Genomic DNA, 26569 nt, shown 5'->3' with positions numbered 1-26569 from the left:
GCAGCGATCTGGCACAACAACAAGACCGGCGCACCCGTCACCCGGTCACTGATCGCCTACGACCACTGACCGGGATATCGGAACTACTCGTCTAGCGCGCTGCGGGTCCGCGCCGCCGCCGCGTGGGGCCGGCTGGCCGCCGCGGCCGGCGACAACGGGGCCGGACTCGACGGGCTGTCGTTCGCGGTGGAGCAGCTCGCCGCCACTGCGACGCTCGACCTGGACCGCAACAGCCAGGAGTCGCTGCTGGGCCAGTTCGCCGGGATCGCGTCGGACGCGGCCGTCTGCGCCGCGGAATCCGGCCGGACCGCGGACGCGGCGGCACTGTTGGAGACCGGCCGGGCGATGTTGCTGGCCACTCTGCTCGACGCCCGTACCGACCTCACCGACCTGACCAGACGGTATCCGGAGCTGGCCGCCCGGTACATCGACCTGCGCCAGGCGCTCGAGATGCCGGAGGTGCCGCACTCGGCCGCGCAGGGCGGCCCGGTGAGCGCGGCGCGGCGGGTCACTTTGCGCCGGGCCCAGTACGACGATCTGAGACGCACCATCGAGGACATTCGCGGACGGCCAGGCTTCGAAAGCTTCCTCGCCGTGCCGGGTTCCGACGCGCTGACCGGCATGGCCGGTACGGGTCCGGTGGTGCTCGTCGCGGCCGGCTCGCTCGGCGGCTGGGCGTTCATCGTGACCGGCGACGAGGTCCGCCCGGTCGAGCTCGAGGGCCTCGACGCCTTTCACGCCGAGCAGTGGGCCCGCGACTTCTACCGGGTCTTGGGCGGTGCTCGACGCTCCGCCACCGATCCGGGCCACGCCACCGCCCGTACGCTGCTCGGCCGCCTGTGGGACGTGATCGCCGAGCCGGTGCTCGAGCATCTGCCCCCGACCGATCCGAAGCACGGGACGCCCCGGGTCTGGTGGTCGGCCGCCGGTGCGCTGGGCCTGCTCCCGCTGCACGCCGCCGGCCATCACGACCAGCCGGGCCGATCGGTGCTCGACCGGGTCGTGTCGTCGTACACGCCGACCCTGCGGGCGTTGGCCCACGCCCGGCGGGCGTCCCCGCCCGTGGACGAGTCGTCGCTCCTGGTCGTCCCGGTGCCGCGGATGCCGGGCCGGCCGCCGCTGCCGGGCGCCCGCTCCGAGACCGCACAGCTGGAGCGGCTGTTCGGTGATGCCGTGACGGTGCTGCGCGGGGAACGTGCCGGGCGCGACGACGTGCTGGCTGCGTTGCCGCGGCACCGTCGCGTCCACTTCGCCTGCCACGCGGCGGTCGCCGACCCGCGGCATCCGTCCGAGGGCACCCTGGAACTCATCGACCGGCACGTCCGCCCGCTGACCGTCGGTGACATCACCGGCCTGCGGCTGACCGGTGATCTCGCATACCTGTCCGCTTGCACGACGGCCAACGCCGGCAGCGCGCTCGCCGACGAGTCGATCCATCTGGCGTCCGCGTTCCAGCTGGCCGGCTACCGGCACGTGATCGGCACGCTGTGGCCGGTGCCGGACGGTCTCGCCCGGCGGGTCAGCGACCATGTCTACCGGAGTGTGCGGGCCGACTCGGCCGACGCGGTGCCGCGCGCCCTGCACGACGCGGTCCACGCACTGCGCAAGCGCTACCCGGACCGGCCGGCGCTGTGGGCCGCGTACGTGCATTCCGGAGCATGATCCGTGGCCGCCCGAACCGGCGCCGGGCAGGGTCACCGGCAACGGATGATCTCGAGATCGCTGGAGGTCACGCCCGGAACGGGGCGATCGGTGGGCATCGGCCCAGCAGCGCGCGCGTATAGGCGGCGGCCACCGCCGACGCGTACTTGCGCCAGTTGGTGGCCATCCGCCTGTCGCCGTAGTCGCTGACGCCGCGCACGATCATCCACCCGCGGGACGAGGCGAACGACGACCAGGCGACGCCGGCGCCCTCCATCTCGATCGCCCGCAGCATGTATTTCGCGGCGAGGCGGTCCCGGGTCTCGGCGTTGCGCAGCGATCGGTTCGCTGAGCCGATCCTGCCGTGGTGGACCGTGGGGCGGCCGGGCCGGCGCCCCGACAGCTCCGGGGCCGGATGCGGGCGTGGCTCGGCGTCGGGCTCGTCGGAGGTGTACAGGACGTCGGTGGCCTCGTCGGGGCGTGCATAAGCGGGAAGTAGGGCGATGAGCCGGTCCAGCTCGTCCTCCCATGGCCGGTGGTTGTACAGGAGTTCGTTGGCCGCGAGCATGCCCGCCTGACTGACGAGCTGATACGACGGCCGGGGTGGTGCCATCCGCGGTGAGTCGCCGTCGGGGCGGTCGACGATGTGGTCGTAGTCGGCGATGCCCCAGGTCGCGACCACGATGTCGCCGAGGCGGACATGCTCGGCGGGACGGCCCGGCGACGGCACACCGGCGGCGATTCCGACCATCAGCACCCGGCTGACGTCGGGGAAGCTCCGTACGAGGTGGGCGACCTGCGCCGCGGCGTCGTTGTTGGCGGTCGCGCCGAGCTTCGTCAGGACCACCCGGTGCGGCCGGTCGGCGTCGGTGCTGGGAACGGTGCCGACGAAATAAGGGGCGTAGTCGCTGTCGACCTGCTTCTCTTCCGCCTCGTCGAGCATGACCGCCATCGCCGCGTACTCCTCGGGCATCGCGGTGATGATGCCGACCGTGGGCGTAGTGACGGCTTCGGCGTGCGGGCCGCGGTGCCGCGCCCGCTCCCGGGCGTTGCCGAGATAGTGCAGCTGGTCGGCGAGGGTTTCGTCGAACCAGTCGGCGGTACCGAGGTCGTCCGCGAACACCCCGGCCGGGGCGTCGGCATCGACACCGATCGTACGGAGCACCCGAGCCATGTTGGACCGGGCGATGCCGACGGTGAGCCGGAGATCGTCCAGGAGGGACGTCAGGATGACCAGCTCACCTTCGGCGCCGGTGGTCGTGGCCCGGCGCAGGGCGGCGTCCTCGGCCTGCCGCACCCGCAGTTCGTAGCGGACCTTGGCCGCGTCCAGCAGGTACCGGGCCAGCGGGGGCATGGCCGGGCTGCGGTCCGACCAGACGAGCGCGCTGAGCGCGGCCTCCTGCTCGTCCGGCGCGACGGCGAGCAGGGAACGCTGCAGCCGGTCGTGGGCGTCGTAGGGCGGAAGTTCCCAGAGGGTGCCGGCGGTGGCGAGTGCCGTGCCGCCGGACTCCCACAGCTCACCGGTGAGGAGACCGCCCACGCCGTCGGGCGGGGCGAAACCGAGGCGCAGCCGGGCCACGCCCAACAGCTCGCCGGTGTCGTCCTGGGCGATCCGCTCCCACTGCCGCTCCCATTCGTCCCACCCGGTCGCGTTGTCCGGCATGGCCCGCCAGCCGATCGAGAGGACGAGGGCGTCGTGTTCCCGCCGCAGCACCATCTGGGCGGCCTGGTCGGGGCGTTGCCGGCCGGCCAGCAGCGGGCCGGCCGGCAGCCGCAGGCCGTCGGCCGGTAGCTCGGGCTCGCCGAGCGCGCCGGTGGCGGCCAGCGCCTGTGCCGCCCGGTTCCACAGGCGACGGATCTGCTGGTAGGCGGGCTCGGCCCAGGGGCCGTCCATCGGCGCGAACGCGTGCACCACCAGCTCCTGCCGGACGCCGGTCGCGTCGGCCGACAGGTTCCCGCGTGTGGGGTAGGGGGCCGGGGCGGCCGGACGTTCACCGGTGAGGGTGTGGATGAGCGAGTTGGCGCGCAGCCGGACCGAGGCCGGAGCCGGATAGTCGAGCTCGATCGGCACGATCCGGTACGGGCTGAGCGCCTCCAGCTCCGCGGTCTGGGCGGCCAGGGCCTCGTCGCCACCGTCGCGGACGGCCGCGTCCAGGTTCTCCAGCACGGGGGCCACGGCCTGCCACTCGTCGGCGTTCAGCCGCCAGCCGAGCAGGTCGGTCAGCGCTTCGAGCGCCTGCTGCTTCACTCCGCTGTCCGGGGTGGCGGGATCCATGGAATCGCACTGTAGCTGCCGCCGGGCCACGGGTAGCCTTGACGACCACGTCCGGGGGAGTCATCGGCGGCGAAGGATGGGACGCGATGACCGACTTCGACACTGTCCCGCCCGAACGGGCCGGCGACTTGGGTGACGCGCTCTACCGGCTGTTCGACCAGACCGGAGATCCACGTCCACTGCTGGCCGCCCAGGAGGCGTACCGCGCGGCGCTGGCCCACGGCGACCACAAGCGGGCGCCGGTATGGCGTACCAACCTCGGCCTCTGTCTCGTCCGGGAGAGCGAGCGCGTCGGCCGGCCGGCTGCCCTGGACGAGGCGTTGCCGCTTCTGCGGTCGGCCGCGGCCTCCCGGCCCGGCCGCCTTGCCGTGCACGCCAACCTCGGGCTCGGACTGTGGCGCCAGCTGGAGCGCACCGGAGACCTCACCCTGCTGCCGGAGGCGCTCATTGCCCTGAACACGGCCGGCGCCGCCGCCCGGCGCCGCCCCTCGGCCGGTGCGCGGGTCCTGAGCAACACCAGCAGTGTTCTGATGGCGGCCTGGGAACTCACCGGCGACCGGGAGCACCTCGACGCGGCCGTCGAGGCAGCCCGGGCCGCCTGCGCTCTCGTGCCGGCCGGCGACGACGCCGTGCCCGGCTGCGCCTCGGCGCTCGTCCGCGCGCTCCTCGACCGCGCCACCGTCGCCGGCGACCGGACCTCGGTGGCCGAGCCGGCCCGGCGGCTGCGCCGTAGCCTGCGCGCGGTGCCACCCGGCCACCCGGACCGCCCGATCTACCTCAACCAGCTCGCCATCGCCGGTCGCGCCACCTTCACCGGTACGGGTGACCTCGACGCACTCGATCAGGCGATCCGCGACTGGGCCGAGGCGATCCGGCTGCTCCCGGCCGAACACCCCGACCGGGCCGCGTACCGGGCGAACCGTGCCGGCGCACTCCGGGTCCGGTTCGAGACCGTGGCCGACACCGGCGCCCTCGACGAGGCGGTGCGGGAGCTCGAGGAGGTGGCCGCCGCCACCGCGATGGACGATCCGGAGCGGGCGGCCCGGCTGGCCGGGCTGGCCAACGCGTTGCACCGCAAGGGCGTCGCCGTCGGGGCGTCCGAGCTGTTGGCGCGCGCCGCTGACCTGCTCCGGGCGGCCGCCGAGCTGGTTGCGCCGGACCGGCCGGAGCATCGGGAGCATCGGGTGAACCTGGGCGCGGTGCTGCTGTCGGCCGCCGGCCTCGGCCCCGGCGCCCCGCCACCGGACGAGGCCATCGCCGTCCTCACCGAGACGACGACCGGCATCGGGCCGGACGATCCGGTCCTGGCGAACACGCTGCTCAACCTCGGTCAGGCGCGGGAACTGCGAGGTGGCCGCGACGATCTGGCGGAGGCCGCCGAGGCGTACGCGACGCTGCTCGGCACCGAGGTGGCGCCGGCGCTGTCACGCGCGATGGCCGCGCAGAGCCTCGGCCAACTGCACGCGGGTCAGGCCCGGTGGCGGGCCGCGCGGGAGGCCCTGGGCCGGGCGGTGGAGCTGCTCGACCTCGTCGCCTGGGCCGGGCTCGGGCGCGACGACCAGGAACGTCTGCTGACGCAGTTCCCGGCGCTGGCCACGACCGCGGCCGCGTGCGCGATCGAGCTGGACGACCCGGACGGCGCGGTCGAGATTCTGGAGCAGGGCCGCGGCGTGCTGTACGCCCAGGCGCTGACCAGATCGGCCGGCACCGACGAGGTTCGCGCCAATGCGGCCGACCTCGCGGACCGGCTCGGCGCGGCCCACGACCTCGTCGAGGCCTCGCACCGTTCCGGGCAATCCGTGGTCTGGGACCGGCATCGCGCGGTCCAGGAACGCGACGCCGTCCTCGCCGAGATCCACCGCACCCCGGGCCTCGAGCACTTCCTCCGTCCACCCCGCATCGGCGACCTGCGGGCCGGGCTCGCCCGGGGCACGGTCGTGGTCGTCAACGTGGCCGCCCACCGGTGCGACGCGTTGCTGGTGACCGCGACCGCGACCCACCACGTCCCGCTGCCCGCCCTCACCAACGATGACATCCGGCGGTACGCGGCCACGGCGCTCCGCCCCACCGATGCCGGCCTGACCGAGCTGCTGGCCTGGCTGTGGGACACGGTCACCGGACCCGTCCTCGATCGACTCGACCAGGTCGGCGCCCCGGACCGGGTCTGGTGGATGCCGACCGGCGCGCTGTCCTTCCTGCCGATCCATGCCGCCGGCCACCACGGTCCCGGCGACGGGACGACGCGTTCGGTCCCGCACCGCGTCGTGAGCTCGTACCTCCCGACCATCCGCAGCCTGACCGCGCCCGGCAAGCCCCCGGCGCCGACGGCGGCCACCGTGATCGCCCCGGCCGACGCCCGCCGGTCGCACCTGCCGGCCACCTTGCGCGAGGCGCATGACGTACACCGATACCTCGGTCCGGCCGCCGACCTGGTGACCGGAGCGGACGCGAGCGCGGCCCGGGTCGGTGACCTGCTGGCCGACACCGGCTGGGCGCACTTTGCCGGCCATGCGACGGCCGACCCGGCCCGGCCGTCCGAGAGCTACCTCGCGCTGCACGACGGTCCGCTGCGGATTCGCGATCTCCTCCGGGCCCAGGCGGGCATCCGCAGGACGCGTACGCCGGCCTATCTCTCCGCCTGCTCGACGGTCCAGGGTGGCCTGCGTCTGCCGGACGAGAACATCCACATCGCGGCCGCGCTGCGGCTGGCCGGATTCGCCGACGTCGTCGCCACCTCCTGGCCTGTGCCGGACGCCGTCGCGGTTCGCGCGGCGCGGCTCATCTATGCCGGGCTGCCTGGCGGGCGGCCCGCTCAGGCGGTGAACGCGGCCACCCGGGCCCTCCGGGAGCGCTATCCGCGGCGGCCCTCGTGCTGGGCGGCGTACGTGCACGTCGGCGCGGACTACGAGGTCACGTTTCCCACCGCGTGATCGCCTCCCGCATGGCCACGACGTCTTCCGCGTCCGCGCCCCAGGTCCGCTCGAACTCGGGGAGCAGGGCGGAGAACTGCGCGTGTGCGGCGGCCGCGTCCCCGGCCATGCCGGTCCAGTGCGCGAGCTCGCCACGGTCGAACAGGACATCGCGGTCGTCGGGGCCGGCCTGACGGGTCCGCAAGGGCACCAGTTCCGAGTACGCGTCGCGGGCGGCCACCGCGTCGCCGGCCCGCGCTGCCCAGTACGCCCGGTTGGCGAAGGCGACGAGGGCATCCGGATCGATCGGGTCGGCCACCGGCCGGTAGGTTGCCGTGACCTCGGTGAGCAGCGCGTGGGCGCCGGCCGGGTCGCCGTCGTGGCCGGTCCACCCGGCGAGGAAGGTGAGGGCGAGCAGCGTACGGCGATGGGCGGGGCCGAGCACCCGCCGCGCGACAGCCACCACGGCCGTCCCCACCGCGCGCGCCTCCCCGAACCGTTCGTCCTCGGCCAGAGCATCGCCCACGTGCAGACACGTGTTGGCGATCCGGTCCACCTCGGCGGTGTCCTCGTCGTCGACGCGATCCTCGACCACGAGCCCGAGGAAGTGGGCGGCGACCGCGGCCACCACACGCGGCGGCGCGGCGACGATGAGGTCTCCCAGCTGCGCGACGTGGGCCGGCCGCTGACCCGAGTCCCGCCCATCCCGGTCGGCGAACTCGCGAACCGCGGGATCCATCGTCAGCGTGCCGGCCGTCGCCATCTCGACCAGGGCCAGCCCGGCCAGGCCGTCGAGGAGCGCCGCCAGATGCGGTCCGGTCAGACGGGGAAACAGCTCCGAGTCCGCCAGCAGCTCCAGATCCAGCAATTCCGGGTACGGCACCGGCGCGCCCGGCAGGACGGCGAGCAGGCGCAGCAGCGTACGGGCCTGCCCCAGTCCCTCGTCGTCCAGCCGCTCCAGGGCCAGCTCGATCGCGGTGTCCAACTGTGGAGCCGGCGGCAGCAGCAACACGGTCCGATAGCCGGTGAAGGTGCCGCGCACCCGGGCGAGATAGGCGGCGGCCAGGCGGGCGCCCAGCGGTTCATCGCCGAGCTGTGCGGCCAGGGCAGCGGCCTGTGCGGGCGTTCCGGCCTCCGGGCACAACGCGGTCAACACGGGTGTGGTCTCCACCGCTCCATGATGAACGCCGCTCCCGGCCCGCGAGCCCGGGGATACTTCTGAGTGATCGCCCAGCTACGGGTGGATATCCTTGGTGCGTGTCTCCCCGCGTCGGGCCTAGCGATCGGGATGGATGCCATGCAGCGGCGTGTCGACGTGGTACTGCTGTCGGCCTTGGCGGTTGAGCACCGCGCGGTGCTCGACGTCCTCCGGCAGGTCGACCCGGCGGCGCGGGACGAGGGCGGGGTCGTGCTGGCCTCGGTCGCGGGCCGGCGGGTGGCGGCGATCTCGCTCGCCGCGGTCGGCAACTCCGGCTCGGCCGCCGGCGCCCAGCAGGCGATCGACCGGTGGCACCCGGCCGACCTGGTCCTGATCGGGATAGCGGCCGGAGTCGGCACCAAGGAGATCCGGCTGGGCGATGTGCTGGTCGCCGAGACGATCGTCGGGTACGAGCCCGGCCGGCACGACGGTCAGGGCCTGCACCGCCGGCCCGACGTGCACCGGTCGTCCTTCGCGCTGCTGGCCGCCGCGCGGGCGGTCGCCGCCGCGACCCGGCCGCAGGAGGGGCCGCAGGTCCACTTCGGCAACGTCCTGGCCGGCGAGAAGGTCCTCGCCGACGAGGCCGTCTTCGCCGAGCTCCGCCGCAACTGGCCGACGACGGTCGGCGCCGAGATGGAAGGGCTCGGCGTGGCCACCGCCGCCCACCGCAACGGCACCGGGTTTTTGCTGGTCAAGGGGGTCAGCGATTTCGCCGACCGGCGCAAGGACGACGCCTGGCAGGATCGGGCGGCCCTGGCCGCGGCCCAGTTCGTGACCGAGGTGCTGAACTATCGCGCGGTGCCGGCCGAGGAGAGCGACCCGCGTGAGCCGTCCCGCGCGTCGGCGCAGCGGTTCGCGCTGGCCGGCACGGGCCGGTTCCTCACGGCGGTGCCCGGCGCCCTCTATCGCACCCGCGGCGCCGACATCTGGGTCAACAGCGAGAACACCGACATGGAGATGTCCCGGACCACCGACTTCACGATCTCGGCCATCATCCGGTACTGGGGCGCCCGCCGGAGCCCGTCCGGCAAGGTGGTCGACGATCTGATCGCCGACGAGTTGCGCCGCCGAGTCGGCCGCCGGTCGCCGGTCGCGCCCGGCACGGTCGTCACCACCGGCGCCGGCGAGCTGGCCGGCAGCCACGGCGTCCGCCGCATCATCCACGTCGCCTCGGTCGTCGGCGAGCCCGGCGCCGGCTTCCGCCAGGTCCGCAACATCGCCGCCTGCGTGGCGAACGTGCTGGCCGAGGCCGACCGGCTGGCCACCGCCGACCCGACGCTCCGCGTGATCCTCATGCCGCTGCTCGGCATCGGGTCCGGCAGCGGTGACCTGTCGGCGACCGTCGTCACCATGGTCGACACGGCCGTGTCGTTCCTGGCCGACCATCCGCGTACGCGCCTGGACGAGATCCGGCTACTGGGCTTCAACACCGAAGAGTGGCGGGCGCTGACCACGACCATGGCCGGCCATCCCCAGCTGGTTCACAACGACCGCCCGGCGTGATGCCTTAAGGTCAGTGTGGAGGCGCTGTTGCGTTGTTCGATTGGGAGACGCATTCGGTCTGGCTAGCCGGCGAGGACAGATCGCTCGGGCGAGTTTAGCGAACGCGCCAGGCAAGGCGAGCGCCAACCGAGTAGCCTAGCAGCGCAAAAGACGGGTCCAAGCGGGTTGCGTTGTACAGCGGTTGCCAGCGGATCCGCCGTAGCCTCTTTCTGGTCGCCCAGGTCAAAGGCCTCACCCCCACCGAAACTCTGGGCGGCAGCTCGATCCGTGCTGGTGTAATAGATCGGCACTGGAAGAGTGCTTTGCTGAGGATCGACGTGAAACACGCCTGGTACCCGAGCCCTGCGGAGGCGCAGGAAGCAGCTGAACGATGGTCTGCAAGCGTCGACCGCGCAGGCAAACTCGGTAGCGTGCACCACACGGTGCCCAGGCTCTACCTGAAGAACTTCGCGAACCCGAAAGGCCAGATCCTCGTCCGTGACCGGGAAACCGGAGACGCGAGCATCCGAAAGATCGACCTCGGCATCACCGACTTTTACACCTTCGTGGCAAAGACGGCGAATATGACTCCAGCATGGAGGACGCCCTGACGCTTGTCGAAGGCCCTGCTTCGGCGGTCTTCGACAAGATTTTGAGCCCATTCCACGGTCCGAGCTCGCTGTCGGCCGAGGACTTGGCCACCCTCGCGTCGTTCCTGGCGTTCCACACCATGGTTGACTACTTCTTCGGCGACGACCGTGGCATCAGCGCTGTCATCAGGGCGCTCGCGGACGCCTTTACGCGGCATAATCGATCAACGGACGGACTAGTGAGCAGACAGCCGCAGGGAGCCGGAGGGGTAGGCAGCCGCCTTCGCGGGATAGAGACGGGCGGAAGTCAGTATCCCTGGGCCGAAACTACGAGCGTCAGAGTGGGGCTGGAATATATCCTTCTACCATGGCACCGCGACCTCGCTGGCATCACACATTGACCGCAGCGCAAGCCGAGGCGCTGACCGCCATTGAGATCTACAACAGCCCTACGTCGTTGCGGCCGCTGGAGGGCTTTCTCGTCCACATGCACGTTGCATGGCTTTACCTTCTTCATGCCAGCTTCGACAAGCAAAAGATCTCTTATCACTACAAAGATCCGAAGACCGGACGGTATGTCAGGGTTGATGGCGAAAAGAAGAGCTGGGAGCTTCAAAAGTGCGTCGAGGTCCGATGGCCCTCCGTCAAAGAGCCAGTACGCCAAAACCTCGAACTGACGGTTCAACTGCGCAACAAAATCGAGCATCGTTTCGAGCGTGGCCTGATGGTGGCGGCCTCGGGCTTCGCGCAATCGCTCATAATGAACTATGAGGCCGAGCTAGTAAGCACCTTCGGGAACGCCTACTCGATCGCGGACCGCGTACACATACCTGTTGCGCTAAGCACTTTCTCTCGCGAAGGTGCTGCCGCGATGGCAAGCAGCCAATTGCTCCTGCCTAAGCGTCTACGCGATTTTTTCATCGATTACAGGGCCCGCCTCGATGACGGTGTTCTGAACGATCAGGCATTCGAGATGCGGATTGAGATCGTACAGAAGCGTTCACCGAAAACTGAAGCCGACCTTGCGGTGTCATTTGTGCGCGAGGACGACTTGACTAGTGACGAGCTAGATGCCTATAAGCAGCTAGAGCGCGTGGGTCGAGTAATCCTGCGGGACAAGGACCGCGACGTCGCAAATGTCGGATGGCTGAAGCCGTCTGCTGCTTCAGCCGCAATACAAGCCGGACTAACGTTTAGGTTTAGTCCATCCGCAGAGTTCCCCCGCGCTTGGCGGCACTATAAAGTTCGCCCAGATAAGACGGCCGTTGGCAGGCAGCGAAACAAAACAACTGAAATGTATTGCCGGTACGACGAGCCCCATGACGACTATCTGTACTCGCAAGCCTATGTTGACTTCATTGTGAGTGAGTTATCGGACCCGGTCAAATTTCAAGAAGTAATTGGCTGGCCGCCAAAAAGCTTGTGAGCTGGCAGTGAGCACGGCCATGACGTTCTACCTCCCGAATTGGTCTAGGTAGCGCTGCCGGATCGTGTCGAGCTTCTCCTTGGTCTCTTCGACCTCCCAGAAGGCCCATCCGTTGCTGCCCATGCCGACCGCGTACTCCATCGCCTTGGTGGGTGCGCCGGCGACACGACCGGAGGCGGTCTCGATGTGCCCGTCGGGGCGTACGCGGGCGTAGTGGAACTCGCCGCGCCTGCGGCCGATGAGCCGGTCTCCGGCGGTCAGGAAGCCTGCCTTGACCAGATCTTGCAGTTGGACTCCGTATCGGGTGCGCTTTGCGGGCGCCACCGGGCCAGGCGCAGGGGGCGGGGCCAGCCCGAGGGCGGCCAGGCTCCAGATCTTCTTGGCGATTTCGCGGTAGAATCGTCCGCGTGCATCGATGAACGGTTCCAGCTCGGTGCTCGCTTCATAGGTTGCGACCATGCCGGACAGGCCTTCGTCGGTGAGGAACTTCCGGAGCCGGATGTTGCCTCGCCGGAGGAAGTCCGGGTTGAGCATCCCGGCCAGTCGCGTGTCTTTGCGGTACAACGCGAGCTTGTCCTCCAGGAGCATCCCGCCGTAGCTTCCGTTGTCCAAGCCGTCCAGGAGTAGGAGCGCGCCTATCCGGTTGCGGAGGAAACCGTAGTAGCGGGCGTCCGGAATTTTGTGTGCGTATTTCGATGCCGTGCTGGTGAACAGATGTTCGATCTCGAAGTCGCGGTCACGGTCCCGACGCATGAGGAAGCGGTCGGTGGGATCCGCCTCGCCGTTGGTCGCGCCCATTTCCACCCACGCGGTCAGGCGGGTCAGCACGTAGTGCACGAATCTCCGCTTGGTATCATAGCGCAGTTCCGGGATGAGCTCGAGCCGGACTGGCCAGTCGGCGGCGTGTTCCCCGAGCGCGCGGCTGAGTTCCTGAACAGACTCTGACAGCCGCACGGCAGGCATGACCGTGGACACGAGTTCGTCGATGTGCTTCTGCTCGGCAGGTTCGTCGCCGAGCGTCTGTGTAACGTAGAAAAGATCGAGAAAGCTGGCTACCAAGCCGGCCTTCAGTTCGCGGTCCGTTTCCGAGTCGCCGGGCCGCAGAGCCGCAAGGGTGAGGCCGAATTGCTCGGCGATGCCGTTGAACGTGTTGTATCGCACGGCCCGAAGATTTGGGTTGATCTTGGATCGTGCGCGTAACAATGTGACGAAGGTGGCGTGGAAGGGGTACAGCACTTCGGTGAGTAACCGGGACCGGTCACCGTTCTTGCGGTTGGGCCAGATTTCGCCCTCGTGCGCCCGTACCCACTCGTGTGTCGCGTCGTTCAGGCTTGGTCCCGGCTTACGCGCGGCCTCGGGGAACCTCGCCCGGAAGACGGTCCGCAGGTAGGCGAACGCGGCGCCTTTCTCGACATCCTCCAGAGCCGACACCATTGTGGTCCACGAGCCCTCCAGCTCGCGCGGATCTCCATCCGTATCGCTGAGCAGGAACCGCTTGAGGTGATCCATCGGCGATAGCCGCACGCCGCAGTCGTTGATCGACTGAAACATCTCTTCTGCGCGGTCGCGGTCTCCCGCGTCCATCACGACTAGGGAGACCCGGAAGAGCAGCCAGTCGATGAACATGACTAGGACATCGCCGCGCAACTGTGCCGGGTAGTGGAGGTCGATGTACTGGTACGCCTGCCAGATGCGCCGAGCGGGAGGCCGCGCGCTGGCGATATCGAAGCCGCGGTCATTCAGCAGAGCGTTGAAGCAGGCATCGTACTCGTCAACGTCCACGCGGAACGTCCGCCGGCCGAACCGTTCGGACATGATCAAGGTGGAAAGTTTGCCAGCCTTGTTGCTCGCTTTAGGTGTCGCCGCCGCTTGTCGATGCAGGTAGATCAGTAGCAGCAAAAGCGTGATGATGCGTTGCTGGCCGTCGACGAGAGCGGTCCTTCCGTCCGCGGTACAGATGATGTACGGACCGAGGAAATACGGATCGTACTTTTTCACGTCGGCCAGTGAGTGATTATCGGTCCACTGATCGAGAAACTTTCGGGAGAGGTCGTTCATCAGCCGCGCGACCTGCGGCTCCTCCCAGACGTACTCGCGCTGGTAGTAGTCGAGAGCGAACGACTCCGTGCCGAACAACGCGTCGACGGACTGCTCATGCGCCAAGACCAGCTTCTTGGCACCGCGGTTCCTGGCCATGACGCCGCCGCCTAAAGGGCCACGATCGCTTTGGCGGCCACAATCGGCTCGCCGCCGCCACGCCAGATGTAGCCGGAGCGGACGATCCGAACGACAGTCCCCGGGTGGGGTGCTTGAGCCTCGGCGTCGTGCGAATCCGGGTCGAACGGGAGCGTCTCGCCGGGCTGTCCGAGCGGCCATAGCCGCTTGCGCCGCGTCTCATCCGTGAGGAGCTTTGCAACCTCAGCGATTGTGTCGCCACGAGACTGCAGAACCTCAACAGCCACGGCGAGATTGGCAACCAGTCGAGCCGCCTCGAACTCAGGACTCGGCGATCCGGGGGCGGTCGCCTCGTCGGCCTCGAGCCCGACGGCCACGTTCTGCACGAGCGGTTGGGCAACCCATGGCGGCAACTTCTTGAGCAAATGACCGGCCAGCACGTCGAGTGAGATCCGGGCGGACTCCGGGTCGGCTGACCACCTGTACGTGCCGTTCACGGAGGTGATCTGCGGATGCCACCTGAGCCCGCGCTGAAAGGGTGTCCAGCGGCGGTCGACGTCTGCCTTCTTGACGCCCGCTTCGATCACCTGCGCCTTGATCGATTGCGTGCGGATCGGCCCAGGCGAGGTCCGGATCACGTCTAGGAAGACCGACTCTGGATCCTTCGCGAACTGCTTGACGAGGGTATCTGCGTCCAAAACGTACCGCCCCAGGCCCGAGCTGCATGTACTCGCATGCTACGTGCCCAGATCGAAGACCGTCGCTGTCAGTTGTTCGACAGCAGCTCTCCGTATCCGTTAGTTTGACCTCCTGCTATGAGCGCGGGGGATACCTCAGGGTGGGTTCCCTCACCTTGAAGCAGGCATTGGCCGACGCCATCCGCGCGGGTTTTCTGTAAGGAGCGCGTCCACGCCGCGGAACGAGCCGGCAGGCACGCCGAAACTCGCGACAACAGACCAAGAGCTTGTCATCCGAACGTGAGCTCACACCAGCTCTGCTGCTGCTCGGTCCGGAAGCTACTGCACCGCCGCACCGGGGGCTCCAACGATGACCAAGGACTGGTCCGGCAACCGCGGGGCGAATTGCTGGTTTCCCTGATCGGAAGCCAGCCGCTATAACGCCGTGCCGCGGGTGCAGCCGTCGGCCAGCTGAACCGGGTAGCGTCGTGGATCGACGTCGGCTCCGCCGCTGTCGTCCAACGCCGCTATCGCTAGCAGGGAGCGCGGTCTTGCCGTACCTGTGCCGAGTGACCATTTCCGGCCCTGAAGCCGACGACGGCGCCGTCTCCACGCTGATCGACGCCGTTGCCGATGCTGTCAAGAACGGGTGGGACGCACCGCTGGTCTCCGTCCACGACGACGAGTCCGATGATGAACTGAGCGATGACGAGTCCCCCGGCGGGGAGGTCCTCGATCATCGAATCCTGGGGTATCTGGGCGGCGCGATCGTCCTGGTGGTGTTGGACTGCGATGACTTCATGCAGGCATCAATCGTCGTCGCCTCTCTGGCGCGGCACCTCACCACCTGGAGCCCGGCTCTTCTGGAATTCACCCCGAGCGGGCTTGAGATCTCTCGACTCGACGAGCCCTATGACGAGGACAACTGGCTGCCCCCGATAGCCGACGACGAATCTGACCCGCGGCCACGCTGGCCGTTGTCGGAGCTGCTTGACGAGCAGGTGAAGGAGCTGTCAGGGCAGTACCTGCTGGCCGTCGCCGTTCGGGCCATCTGGCACCCCGCAGAGCATCCGTACGGCGACCCCGCTGACGACATCGTCGCCGGATCGGTTGAGCACCCATGGGGAAACGTGCTGTCTCATGCGGTAGGCATTCTGCTCATCCGTGCGGCTCGGTTCGAGAGCCGGCACGGCTCGCAGGCCAAGCTGCTCGTCCACGGCTCCGGCGATCTTGCGCTGGCAGGTGACTTGCTCCAGCGGGCACGCGAAACCGGCAACGAGGATGAAGCCGACGACGACGGGTTCACCGACGACGCGATGCGCGGGCACGTTCTCGTCGAGGACTTCATGGAGACTCACGACCTTCAATGGAACCGTCTCGCCGACGATGAAGGACCCGAAGAGCCCGAGGCGCGCAGCAACCGCCAGCTGAAGACCCTGCTGTGGGCCGGGCTTCGGGCAGCAGCCACGTTGTGCGCACCGCTCGCCTCCCTCAGCGGGCCGTGGCAAGTTCTGGACCAGCTCGGCGACGACGAGGTTGTCTCCCTTTACGCCGAGCAAGAAGAGGAAGACAACGAGACAGCCGCGCAAGACGACGCCGCGGAGGTGTATTCCGCTAGCGCGGCGCATCTCCTTTCATGGCTGGCGATCCGCCATCCTGACCTGCTCGAAAGCCGAGCTGCCGGAACCCTTATCACGGATGCCGCCAACGATGTCACCGCCTTCCACCAAGTCTTCAACGCCACCATGGTGATGGCGGGCCATGAATCCCTGAAGACAGCGCTGGCGCAACAGCGGATCCTTGCCCGCCTACACCCCGGCATCGACACTTACGCCGCGGCTCTGGCGGAAACCGAACGGGACGACCCCGACGAAGACGCAGACGCCTACAACGACATGCACCTGGCACTCGAAGAGGTCCTCGCCGACGGCCCCGGTATGGCTAAACGCATCCGGTTCCTGCTCACCGTCCTTGGGGCGGCGGTACGGACAGCCGATTCCGGCTCGCGCTCCACGGATGGAACCCCGGCGTCAACACCGCGCTCGATCACCTACTACTTGCTGATCGAGCCGTCCATGCATTCGGCAACGGTCTTGCACAGAGACAACGACGACGCCGCGATCCGCGCCGCCATGCTCGGCTTGGCCGCGCAAGTATCGCCCCTCGCGGCGGCAGGCCTGATCGCAGAGCTACCTGGATTGACCGGAGACGACCCTCGGCTGGAACCCGCCGCACTCACCAGAGCCACAACCTGGGTACAAGACGCCCTGCAAGTCGCTCAGCAGCACGGCGCCCCTGTAGACGCCATCGGCAACGGCACGGGACAGGCTGCTGACGCGCAGGAAGTGATCAGTGCCATCTCCGCGCACGGGTGTCTACCGCCGGAGTGGCCCGTGCACCGGGTCGTCCCGGCGGCTGCCTATGCGGCCGCCGCAATCTTGCATGCATCCGAGACTGTCGGCCGGGCCGGCGAAGTTTTCACCGAAGACTGACGCTTGCATCGTCGACAGAGCAGTCCGGTCACTGCGGTTCTGGTCGTCTCCTGATCGAGTGACATCGGCGCGCCCGTGGGTTGCCGATCCTTGATCGGCTCGTTGGGCAAGGTGAAGGTTCCTCTTGTCTGGGAACCATGACGGGAGCGGAGGTGCGGGCCGTGTCCGATACCGAGGCGATTGTTCAAGACCCGGTGACAGGGCTGTTCGGGTTCCGGCTGGAGATGGGCCGGGACCACGAAGGGATTCGGATGCAGGCCCGGCGGTCCGGCTTCACCACGGCGAAGGCGGCGAAAACTGAGTACGGCCGGCTATGCCGGCAGCGGGACGCGCAGCACCCGAAGCCACGACTGAGTGACAGTGTGCAGACCGTTTGTGAGGGCTGGGTGCTGTCCCGAGAGCAGGAGCTTGAGCCGAACACGGTGTACGGCTACCGGTGGCTGTTCAGCCTGATCTACCCGTACGTGGGTGGCGTGCGCGCCGAGCGGCTCAGTGCCCGGATGGTCGAGCGTGCCTATCGGGAGTTGGAAGGCTGCGGTTACTCCCGTACCACCCTGCGGACGCTGAATCTGGTGTTGGCAAAGGCGTTCGAGGAGCAGGTCGGCCGGACCTTGGGTGCGCCTAATCCGCGTGAGAGCGACAAGGAGCGACCGGTGTGGTCGCTCGATGAGGCGCGGCGTTTCGGAGACCACGTCGCGGATGATCGTCTGTATCCGTTGTGGCGGCTGCTGCTGGTGACGGGGCTACGGCGCGGTGAACTGTGCGGTCTACGCTGCGGTGATCTCGAGCCGCTGCAAGGCACCCTGACCGTGCGGCGACAGTTGGTAGTCGAAGATCCCGGAAGCCGGGTTCGGGTGAAGCCGCCGAAGTCGCACAACGGTGTACGAACGCTGGTCCTCGATCCAGGGACACTCGAATTGCTCGGGCCGCTCGCAGCGGGGCCTGCGTCGCGGTATGTGTTCGCCGGCCGGTGGGGTCAGCCGATCCGCCCGGACAACCTCACGGACCGGTTCAACCAGCTGGCCTCGGCGGCGAACGTGCGGCCGATCGGCCCGCACCAGATTCGGCACCTGATCGCATCGACGCTGCTGGACGCCGGCTACGGCGTCCACGAAGTCGCTGAGCGCCTCGGCCACGATCCGGCCACCCTCATGCGCTACTACACCCGAGTCAGCGCGGCCAGGCGCCTGCAGGCCACGGACCGGATCGCTGAGCTGATGACAGGATCCAAATCCCACCAAGGCCGCCGCGGAACTGGGCTGGCGGCGCCACGAGCTTTGTCCTGACGTAAGCAGATCCGTGGAGAACCGCGCCAGCTAAAGCCGCCTTTAGCCTGCCGTCGGCTCCAGCCCTGAGCACTGCGGCGGCCCCCTCCGCTCCACTGTATGTTCCGCCCCGGGTTTGATGGAGACATCTTCGAGGTTGTGGAGCCTCCGCCGCAGGGTGGAGAACGAGTTGGCGGCGGCAGATATCGCGCTCTTCTTGACTGGCAGAACTGGATGGAGGCCTGGTCTTGCTCGGCCATCTCGATCAGGAAGTCGATCTGCTCTCGCATCACCGCACTGCCGGCTGTCTGGTTGGTCAGTGTGGCCTCGTCCATGACAGCCCACAGCAGCGCTTTCGGCGCAGGAGAAAGTTGAGGCGTCCGATTACTGCGCGATCCGCGTGGTCCCTGGATCCCGCCGACCGAACCGCCCGCCGGTTCGAGGTGTTCGCCCGCTTGACCGCGCGGAGTGACAGCGGTCCGATGGGGACAGCCAGTCGCCACGGTAGGACGGGAGCGCGGTGCTCTACTTCTTTCTCAGCTACGCTCGCGGGGACGACGACGTCTACGCCATGCAGTTCTTCCGCGATCTGTCGACGGAGGTCCGCGTCTACGCGGGACTGCGTGCCGACGACGAGGTGGGCTTCGTCGACCAGGTATCGCTTCGGCTCGGCGAGGCCTGGTCGGATCAATTGGGCCAGGCGCTAAGCAGCGCGCAGACCTTCGTCGCGCTGTGCTCTCCCCGCTATTTCCTGAGCGAACCCTGCGGCCGGGAATGGGCGGTGTTCAGGTCGCGGCTGCGGGCCGACGCCACTGAGGCGCTCATCCCGATCCAGTGGGTACCGATGCGCGACCAGCCATCCGTCGTCCGGCGGTTCCAGACCCGGCAGCAGGGGCCGGAGACGGGCATCGGCCTGCGGCAACTGCTGCGCCTGAGTCGGCACCGGGACGATTACCTGACTTTCCTGTCGGACCTCGCCGGGCACATCGTGCACGCCGCGGAACGCTTCCCGGTACCCGCCGCCCGGCCGACGGCGTTCGATGAGGTGGTGAGCGCCTTCCACGAACGGCCGGTCATCGCCGCACCGGTGGGTGAACACGACCCACGGTCCGTGGTCCGGGCGGCCTTCGCCGCGGCCGGCCGGCCCCTGGAGGAGGGGCGTCTGCCCAACCTGCTGGTCCCCGGCCCGGTGTGGGTCTCGACCACACCGACCCCGGTCCCGGACGAGGTGCGGCAGTTCGCCGACCACCTCACCCGGGACCGGGTCGCCTACTTCGTCCACACCGGCGACCTGAGCCTGGTCGAGGGGGCACTCGATCGGGTGCGGCTCGACGGCCGGTCGGTCGTCACCGTGCCGCTGCGCGCCCTGCGGGCCTCGCTCGCCGACCGCAACGGTGGAAGCTACCTGCGCGACCTCGAACGCCGGTACGGCAACCGGGACAACCTGTTCGACACCAAGAACGCGCTGACCGACCACCGCTTCCTGTTCGGCCGCGACGCGATGCTGAACACCGTGGGCAGCGCCCTGCGGCGCGACGAGCACGTGCTGATCACCGGGCTGCGCAAGGTGGGGAAGACGAGCCTGCTCAACGTGCTCCGCCAGTACCTGGTCGATCAGCCCGTGTGCACCGTCGACCTGCAACGGTTCGACCGCCACCACGAGGACTGGCCACCGGTGTTGTTCCAGCTGATGCTCCAGGCGTACGACAGCTGGGGGCAGGCCGAGGCGTGTGCCTGGTCGTCGCGGTCTCGCTCGGCGGCGCGCTGCGGGCCGGTGCGCAGCCAGGCATAGAAGGCGCTGTGTCCGACGCCGAGCAGCCGGCACAGCAGACGGACCGGGTAGGTGGTCTTCTCCGCGGCGATGAACTCATACATGTGCGCGCGGTTCACCGCTCCGTCTCGCGTGCGAAGAAGACCGCGGCCTTCTTCAGGATCTCCTTCTCCAGCTCAAGCTGGGCGACCTGCCGACGCAGCCGGACCAGCTCAGCGCGCTCATCGGCACTCAGATCACCGCGCTGCCCACCAGCGCGTTCCTGGCGCAGCTTGTCGACCCAGTTGCGCAACGTCTCATGATTGACGCCCAGCTCACGCGCTACGTCACGGATGCTACGGCCGGAATCGAGCACCAGCGCCGCTGCCTGGCGCCGGAACTCCTCCGGGTGCTTGCTCTGTCGAGCCAACGCAGTTCCTCCTCCTCGGCAAGGATGCCAAGTTCGGAGGTGTCCGGTCTCAAGGGGTCACTTCACTACTTCTCAACAGCCTTAATAGCTCGCCTTGCTCGGGACCGGATGGGATCGTGAACGGATGATCTTCCCTTTGCCAGCAGATTTCTCCTGCCTGACGCTGCTCAATGACGGCGCACCGCTGGATGTAGAGCTGCGTGAGAACGGCGACGAGTGGATCGAGTTCGTTTTCCGCCGACTCGGCGAGACGGTCGGCTCGACCGGCTACTCAATGGCCGCCCATCAGGCTCTCCCCGGCGGCTATATCTACCGGGTCACCGGTGAAGAGGTGCTGACCGCTCTGTGGGTTCTCTTCACGCGCGGCGGCGGGCCGCTCTGCGCAATCCTGAGCCAAGGCGAGCCGGCCGAGGCGGACGTCGAAGTCTGGTGGGACGCGGTGACACACGCCGTTGACCAGATCGGTACGGTCACCACCTTCGCGTGGTGGACGATCATCGGCCCGGACCCGCACTCCGGTATGGGTGCCGCGGTCCGGCTGGCGGCCGCTGCCACCGCCGGCGGCCTGCGGCTTGATCCTGAGCCAGGGCTGTTTTTCGAAAACGTTCCCGACAAGTTCAATCTGTTCTCGGGCCGGCCTCAGCACAGCGGCCTGGTTAAGGCAACCGGAGAGTCGATCGGCTACACCTGGCATGTCGCAACGAGTGATGCTGCCCGGAGGGTGCGGCTGCTGTGCGCGCTGCTGTCCATCAGCTCCGGGACGGCTTGGATTCAGCGCGTCGGTGTGCACCCACTTATACGCCACACCGCCGCAGGAGCGTTCGAGCCGACACGTCCCGAGGACATCGAACTCCCCGCCGCCTCACCGTGGGAACGCGAGGACATGATTCTGCCCGCCGACGAGGTCCAGGTGCACGAGGTGGAGGTGCCACCGTGGATTAATGCGCGGTGGGAGACGATCGTCGGAGACGTCCGACTGACTCATGCGCTCCTCAACCACCACGAGGGCATGCTCATGATGGCGAACCATCCCTCGCACGCTTGCCTGGCGTTCGTGACCACAATTGAGGCGCTTGGTAATCGAGCGATTAAGAAGCCGCCTCGCTGCAAACACTGCCGTGTGGTCAGCGGCAGCGGTGAGCGTTTCCGCCAAGCTCTCGCCCGAGTGATCCCGGCGGACGAAGCTGAGCAGCTGGGGCGGCGGTTCTATAACTGGCGATCCCGCACGGCACACGATGGCATCCTGCACGGCCTCGAGCCGACTTTCGGGGCATGGCCGCACTCCTCCGGCTTCAGCGAAAGCACCGAGCGCGCCTTCCAGACCGAGCTCTTCGGCCTCGCCGCGGCAGCACGACGACTTCTCCTCCTGGAAGTGGGTGGCATCGCCGTACCGCAAAGCTCGCTGCGCTGATTGAACACTCACCCGGGGCCGAGGCGAACGCTGGCGCACTGACCACGCTGATCAGTCATCGTCCTCGTCGTCAGCTTTGACGAGCAGTGCTCGGCGTGGGTCGCCGCCCACGATTCGGCAGCCGTGAACGCTGCCTTGAGGTCGAATTCGCTCGGTGGCCGCTGCCTGTGCGGCGGCTGCGCGAGCTTTGTTGAACTCGTCCGACACGCCGTTCGAGAAGCCCCACGAGCGGAAGCCGTGCTGACGACGCTGCACCGCGCCGGCTACCGGCTCACCCCGTCCGTGGTCTACGCCTGAGCGCTGACCCATGGCTGGCCGGCCCGTGGCCCTCAATGGCTGCGGGAAGTGTGCGAGCGGCTTAGCACCGGACACACCCTGCACGCGGCCGGCGCCGACCGTAGCCTTGCCCCGGACATCCTGCAGCAGTGGCGAGACGCCGCCGGCGCCGTGGATGCGCAATTCGCACACCCGACACTACGAGGCCCGAACCACCTGGTCCGGGCCTCGTCATGTCGGGCAGTCGTCAGCTGTCGGCGGCTCGGTCCGGGGCACTGGGCGAACCTGCGCAGTTCGCCGCGAGCTCGCGCCTTACCGGGGTGTGGGTGGCGCCATACTTGTCAGGTCAGCTGACCGGCTTCCGTGGCCGGGTCGGCCGCGCCGGAGGAGCAGCCGACTACTCATCAAGCTTTGTCGTCACCGCATCGTCGCGGAAAACGGGCGATGAGGTCGCCGAGCTGCGCGAGGCCCGTAAGCGGATCAAGCCCCTCGAACAGGAGAATGAGGTCCTGCGCCGGGCCGCTGACGTGGGTGTTCAGGTTGTCCCAGATCAGCACGATCGGCGCCTGCAAGCGTTGGTGGGCCTGATTGCTAGCGGACGCTGAAAAATGACCGTGGCACGATATGCGATCACGTGGGGTCCTCACCGCGTGGGTGATCTTGTGGTGAGAACTACCTACCGAGGGTCCCACGTCCCTTTCCAGCACTGTCCGATCTCGTCGCTTCCGCCCGTGTCGCGCCAATCAACACTTTTGCGTCGCTGAGATCAGCTCAGTGGCGCACCCCAGCCGGTCCGGATAAGTGTCGACCGGCCATACCCCGTGTGACGAATTGAGGCACCCGACCTCAGCTTCGCGTTTAACGGTTGAGCCGGTTTCCGTCGCTCTTTTGAGGGACTGGCATGGGACGGCCACCTGATCACTCTGTGAGGAAAGAGTCGAATCTTCTCGGGGAGGATCGGGTGGCCGTTGTTCGTAGTGTCGGGCAGCTCAGCGGTGTTGACCAGGGTGAACTTCGCCGGTTCCGGGGTGAGGTGTATGACTGTTTCGATCGGCGGGCGGACGCGTTGTTCGATCTGGTCGACGGGATCTGCGCACCGGTAACGGTGGCCGGGGTGGCGTATCTGAGCCTCGCGCCGGGCGCCCGGCGGGGGCACGGCGCGGCGTACGCGGCGTTGTCCGCGGGGCGGATCGACGTGGACTTGCTGCGTGACGTGCTGGCCGGGGTTCGGCCTGTCGGGTGGCGGCCGGACTTCGCGGTCGATGCGTCGGTGTGGGCGCGCTGTGACGCCGAATGCTCGCCCGGTCGGGGGTTCTATCACCATCCGGGCCGGCACTCGGCGGGTCAGCCGATCGTGGCGGGCTGGGGTTACTCGTGGCTGGTCGGGTTGTCGGCCGATCATGATTCGTGGACGGCGGTGCTGGACGCCCGGCGGCTGGCGGTCTCGGACAACATGAATCTGGTGGCTGCCGGGCAGATCCGGGCGGTGCTGGCCCGGCTCGGGCCGCTGGAGCAGCCGGCGTTGTTCGCCTTCGACGGCGGCTACGACCCGGTCCAGCTGTCGGTCGAGCTCGCCGGGGCCGGCGCGCAGCTCGTGGTGCGGGTCCGCGACGACCGGGTCTTCTACGCCCGGCCGGTACCCCGCGCCGGTGGTCAGGCCGGGGCGCCGCGCCGGCACGGCGTCAAGGTCTCCTGCGCCGATCCGGCCTCCTGGCCGGCCGCGGACGTCGTGCTCGCCGCCGACGACCGCTACGGCCGGGTGCAGGTGTCCGCATGGCACCGGCTGCACCCGAAACAGCGCACCTACCGCGAGCCGGGCGGCGCCCTGTCGATCATCGAGGGCACCCTGATCCGGCTACGGGTGTCCCGGCTGCCCGGCCGCCGCGACCGGGAACCGAAGACAGTGTGGCTGTGGTGGCACGGCCCCACCGAGTCCGATCTGGACCTGGCCCGGGTCTGGCGCTGCTACCTTCGTCGCTTCGACATCGAGCACACTTCCGCTTCGCCAAGCAGGTCCTCGGCTGGACTGTGCCGAAGCTACGCACTCCCGAGCAGGCCGACCGGTGGACCTGGCTGACCGTGATTGCCCTGACCCAGCTACGCCTGGCCAGGCACCTGGTCGCCGACCACCGGCTTCCCTGGCAGCAACCGCAACCACCCGGCCGGCTCACGCCCGGCCGGGTCCGCCGAGGTTTCGGTCATCTACTGCCAGCCATCGGCAGCCCTGCGAGGGCACCGAAACCCACCCGACCAGGCCCCGGACGACCGAAAGGCTCCCGATCCGCGCCCGCCACCCGCCATCCCGCGACCAAGAAAACCCAGGTCAAGACCCCGAAACGGCGAAACCGACATTAAACGGAAAGCTCAGGTTCTTCTCGACCTGAGGCGGCACGTGTTGGTGTCCTCGTGTGCGAGGTCATCTCCTCGTTCGACACGGTCTCGAGGGCGTTCTTGGTGACCAGCCTTCAACAGCATGTTCGGGCCGGTCAACGCCAGCCTGCCGGCTTCGCGTTGGCCACCATCGCGGCCTGCTGCGCCGAGAGTTGTCGGTCCTCACCCGCCCAGTCTCCGTCCGTTGACTCGCCATGTTCGATGCATTACGCACAGTGCGCATGCCGCCGGGCCTCCGTCCGCCGTGCCGGGCCGTAACATCGTCCGCGGCACAGGCGCCTCGGGTTAGGCTTGGCGGGAGCCTCGTGCCATGATGAGCCGATGGACACTGTGGAATCTGTTCGTCACGCCGCAGAAGCACGGGATCTGCGTCTGGATGACGAAGTCATCGAGGCAATCGCGGAGCGCTGCAGCGATCTTGACGAAATAGACGGAGCAGTAATTCGACTACAAATGCTGGGCCGCCTAACCGGTCGCAATTGCGACTTGTCTCTCTGGCGAGACGCTATTGCATCAAACCAGTAGTGCACAGGATGCAACTACCAAGACGACCTTCACCGGCCCGATCGCGACTTGGCTGAGCAGCTTGACGAAAGGCATCTACATCTCCTGGCCAGCGGGAAGCAGCTCGATGGCTACTGACTCATCGGGCTGTTCCGGCGTCCCGCCATGGTATGCGGTCAGGGTCTTCGCAAGGTCGAGATATGACCGGATGGTCGGCTGTGGGGTAGTCACGCCGTTTCTGGTGGGTACATAGAAGAACGCGGCCTTCTGGTGATCATTCAGGTGTCTAGACTGGATGATCGAGAAGGACCGCGTTCGTGGAAGCATCATCGTTGATCGGCGGGCTGTCCGCACGTCTGTCCGGCGTGTCGCCGCTGTCTGAACAGGACACGCCGGGGTTGTTGCAGGCCCTTGCTCAGGTTCCGGATCCGCGGGACCCGCGCGGCCGGATCCATCCGCTGCCGGGGCTGCTCGCGACGGCGATCGCGGCGGTGGTCTCGGGGTCCAGCCGGGTCGTGGAGATCGTCGAGTGGGCCGCCGACCTGCCGGAGGCGGTGTGGGACCGGCTCGGTGCGACCCGTGACGCGTTCACCGGGGCTCGGCGGGTGCCGGACGACAGCACCGTGTCGCGGGTGCTGACCGGTATCGACGCCGACGCCCAGGACGCCGTGGTGTGCAGCTGGCTGCTGGGCCGGGCGGGTCTGGCCGGGGCGGGCCGGCGGGTGATCGCGGTCGACGGCAAGACACTGCGCGGTAGCGGCCCGGCCGGCTCCCAGGTGCATCTGCTGGCCGCGTTGGACCAGGCCGAACAGATCGTGCTGGCACAGATCGACGTCGATGGGAAGACGAACGAGATCACCCGGTTCGTGCCGCTGCTGGACGGTCTGGACCTGGCCGGGGCGATCATCACGGCGGACGCGTTGCACACCCAGCGGGAGCATGCGCGCTGGCTGGCCGAGGAGAAGAAAGCCGGCTACGTGTTCGTCGTCAAGCGCAACCAGCCGCGGTTGTATCGGCAGGTCAAGGCCCTGCCCTGGGCGAAGATTCCGGCACTGGACACCACCCGCGACCGGGGGCACGGCCGCCACGATATCCGGGCATTGCAGGCCGTCACCTGCCTCGGAGCATTGGCGTTGGACTTTCCGTACGCGAACCAGGCACTGCGGATACGGCGCCGCCGGTACAACGCGGCCACCGGCCGCTGGTCCACCGTCACGGTGTACGCGATCACCAATCTCACCGCAGCCCAGGCCGGCCCCGACGAGCTGGCCGACTGGCTACGCGGACACTGGGCCATCGAGGTTCTTCACCATGTTCGGGACACCACCTACCGCGAGGACGCCAGCCGGCTGCGGACCGGCAACGCACCCCGAGTACTGGCGACCCTGCGCAACACCGCGATCAGCCTTCTCCGCCTGGACGGCGTCGCCTCGATCGCGCCGGCCTTGCGCCGAAACGGCCGAGACCCGTACCGATCCCTACGACTCCTCGGACTCGCCTGAAACGGTCATATTTCGACCTTGCGAAGCCCTGGGTATGTGGTGACCCGACAATGTCGGGCCACCGTGTCGTCGGATCCGCGCTAGTGTGCTGCGCCGGAAATTCGCCTACAAAATCGTGCGAGTGATTCGAGGATCTCCTCGGCGGTCTTGGTCCAGATGAACGGTCGTGGGTTGC

The 26569-nt window shown here is 68.3% G+C and carries 18 protein-coding genes and 1 pseudogene; 12 read left to right on the top strand and 7 right to left on the bottom strand.

Annotation, left to right across the window (positions count from 1 at the left end; translation table 11 throughout):
• The first annotated feature begins 186 nt into the window (after positions 1-186).
• Positions 187-1662, top strand: coding sequence for a CHAT domain-containing protein (locus CLV70_RS37460; protein WP_106131368.1), 1476 nt, complete (start codon positions 187-189; stop codon positions 1660-1662).
• Positions 1663-1729: 67 nt separating this feature from the next.
• Here CLV70_RS37460 and CLV70_RS37455 read toward each other — a convergent pair whose 3' ends face one another.
• Positions 1730-3916, bottom strand: a complete 2187-nt coding sequence (locus CLV70_RS37455; protein WP_146164327.1) for a CATRA conflict system CASPASE/TPR repeat-associated protein — start codon at positions 3914-3916, stop codon at positions 1730-1732.
• Positions 3917-4002: 86 nt separating this feature from the next.
• Here CLV70_RS37455 and CLV70_RS37450 point away from each other — a divergent pair, with 86 nt between their 5' ends.
• Positions 4003-6846: a CHAT domain-containing protein gene (locus tag CLV70_RS37450; RefSeq protein WP_106131366.1), complete on the top strand. Its 2844-nt coding sequence runs from the start codon at positions 4003-4005 to the stop codon at positions 6844-6846.
• On the opposite strand, the gene CLV70_RS37445 is transcribed toward CLV70_RS37450, so the two are convergent.
• On the bottom strand, positions 6827-7996 hold the full coding sequence (locus CLV70_RS37445; protein ID WP_146164326.1) for a hypothetical protein: 1170 nt from the start codon (positions 7994-7996) through the stop codon (positions 6827-6829). The genes CLV70_RS37450 and CLV70_RS37445 overlap by 20 nt on opposite strands.
• 126 nt (positions 7997-8122) lie before the next feature.
• Between CLV70_RS37445 and CLV70_RS37440 the strand changes: the two genes are divergently transcribed.
• The 4 genes from CLV70_RS37440 (at position 8123) to CLV70_RS37425 (ending at position 11521) form a co-directional block, all read left to right on the top strand.
• Positions 8123-9526, top strand: a complete 1404-nt coding sequence (locus tag CLV70_RS37440) for a phosphorylase family protein (RefSeq protein ID WP_158277932.1) — start codon at positions 8123-8125, stop codon at positions 9524-9526.
• A 302-nt stretch (positions 9527-9828) separates the two neighbouring features.
• The gene (locus CLV70_RS39450; RefSeq protein ID WP_158277931.1) at positions 9829-10116 is read left to right on the top strand and encodes a DUF4238 domain-containing protein; all 288 of its coding nucleotides are present in this window, start codon (positions 9829-9831) and stop codon (positions 10114-10116) included.
• Positions 10101-10496 (top strand): hypothetical protein, encoded by a 396-nt coding sequence (locus CLV70_RS37430; RefSeq protein WP_106131362.1) that lies wholly within the window; start codon positions 10101-10103, stop codon positions 10494-10496. The genes CLV70_RS39450 and CLV70_RS37430 overlap by 16 nt, the downstream gene beginning before the upstream one ends.
• Entirely contained in the window at positions 10463-11521 is a 1059-nt protein-coding gene (locus CLV70_RS37425; protein ID WP_106131361.1) for a DUF3644 domain-containing protein, read from the top strand. Before CLV70_RS37430 ends, CLV70_RS37425 begins: the two co-directional genes overlap by 34 nt.
• Positions 11522-11548: 27 nt before the next feature.
• Here the strand turns inward: CLV70_RS37425 and CLV70_RS37420 are convergent, their stop codons facing one another.
• Positions 11549-13684 (bottom strand): GmrSD restriction endonuclease domain-containing protein, encoded by a 2136-nt coding sequence (locus CLV70_RS37420; protein WP_158277930.1) that lies wholly within the window; start codon positions 13682-13684, stop codon positions 11549-11551.
• Between the two features lie 44 nt (positions 13685-13728).
• Complete coding sequence (locus CLV70_RS40025) at positions 13729-14394, bottom strand: nucleotide exchange factor GrpE (protein WP_158277929.1); 666 nt, start codon at positions 14392-14394, stop codon at positions 13729-13731.
• A 548-nt stretch (positions 14395-14942) separates the two neighbouring features.
• Here CLV70_RS40025 and CLV70_RS37415 point away from each other — a divergent pair.
• On the top strand, positions 14943-16865 hold the full coding sequence (locus tag CLV70_RS37415) for a hypothetical protein (protein ID WP_106131359.1): 1923 nt from the start codon (positions 14943-14945) through the stop codon (positions 16863-16865).
• A gap of 161 nt (positions 16866-17026) precedes the next feature.
• On the top strand, positions 17027-18151 hold the full coding sequence (locus CLV70_RS37410) for a tyrosine-type recombinase/integrase (protein WP_245908775.1): 1125 nt from the start codon (positions 17027-17029) through the stop codon (positions 18149-18151).
• Positions 18152-18351: 200 nt separating this feature from the next.
• On the opposite strand, the pseudogene CLV70_RS42185 reads toward CLV70_RS37410, so the two are convergent.
• Positions 18352-18633 (bottom strand): annotated as a pseudogene (locus CLV70_RS42185) (Scr1 family TA system antitoxin-like transcriptional regulator); the annotation flags it as partial.
• 17 nt (positions 18634-18650) lie between these two features.
• Between CLV70_RS42185 and CLV70_RS37405 the strand changes: the two are divergent.
• A complete protein-coding gene (locus CLV70_RS37405) occupies positions 18651-19922 on the top strand; it encodes a TIR-like protein FxsC (RefSeq protein ID WP_106131357.1) in 1272 nt (423 codons plus the stop codon).
• Positions 19923-20016: 94 nt separating this feature from the next.
• Here CLV70_RS37405 and CLV70_RS37400 read toward each other — a convergent pair whose 3' ends face one another.
• A complete protein-coding gene (locus tag CLV70_RS37400; protein WP_106131356.1) occupies positions 20017-20310 on the bottom strand; it encodes a transposase in 294 nt (97 codons plus the stop codon).
• 124 nt (positions 20311-20434) lie between these two features.
• Between CLV70_RS37400 and CLV70_RS37395 the strand changes: the two genes are divergently transcribed.
• Positions 20435-21721, top strand: coding sequence for a hypothetical protein (locus tag CLV70_RS37395; protein WP_106131355.1), 1287 nt, complete (start codon positions 20435-20437; stop codon positions 21719-21721).
• 680 nt (positions 21722-22401) lie between these two features.
• On the opposite strand, the gene CLV70_RS40020 is transcribed toward CLV70_RS37395, so the two are convergent.
• Positions 22402-22554 carry a hypothetical protein gene (locus tag CLV70_RS40020; RefSeq protein WP_158277928.1) on the bottom strand — a complete coding sequence of 51 codons (153 nt, stop codon included), beginning with the start codon at positions 22552-22554 and terminating at the stop codon, positions 22402-22404.
• Between the two features lie 368 nt (positions 22555-22922).
• Here CLV70_RS40020 and CLV70_RS41595 point away from each other — a divergent pair, with 368 nt between their 5' ends.
• Positions 22923-24074, top strand: a complete 1152-nt coding sequence (locus CLV70_RS41595; RefSeq protein WP_245908773.1) for a transposase — start codon at positions 22923-22925, stop codon at positions 24072-24074.
• Positions 24075-25209: 1135 nt separating this feature from the next.
• A complete protein-coding gene (locus CLV70_RS37375) occupies positions 25210-26394 on the top strand; it encodes an ISAs1 family transposase (RefSeq protein ID WP_245908771.1) in 1185 nt (394 codons plus the stop codon).
• The last annotated feature ends 175 nt before the right edge of the window (positions 26395-26569 follow it).

The sequence above is a fragment of the Pseudosporangium ferrugineum genome (assembly GCF_003002065.1).
Classification (GTDB): Bacteria; Actinomycetota; Actinomycetes; order Mycobacteriales; family Micromonosporaceae; genus Actinoplanes; species Actinoplanes ferrugineus_A.
This window is presented reverse-complemented; position numbering and strand designations above follow the sequence as displayed.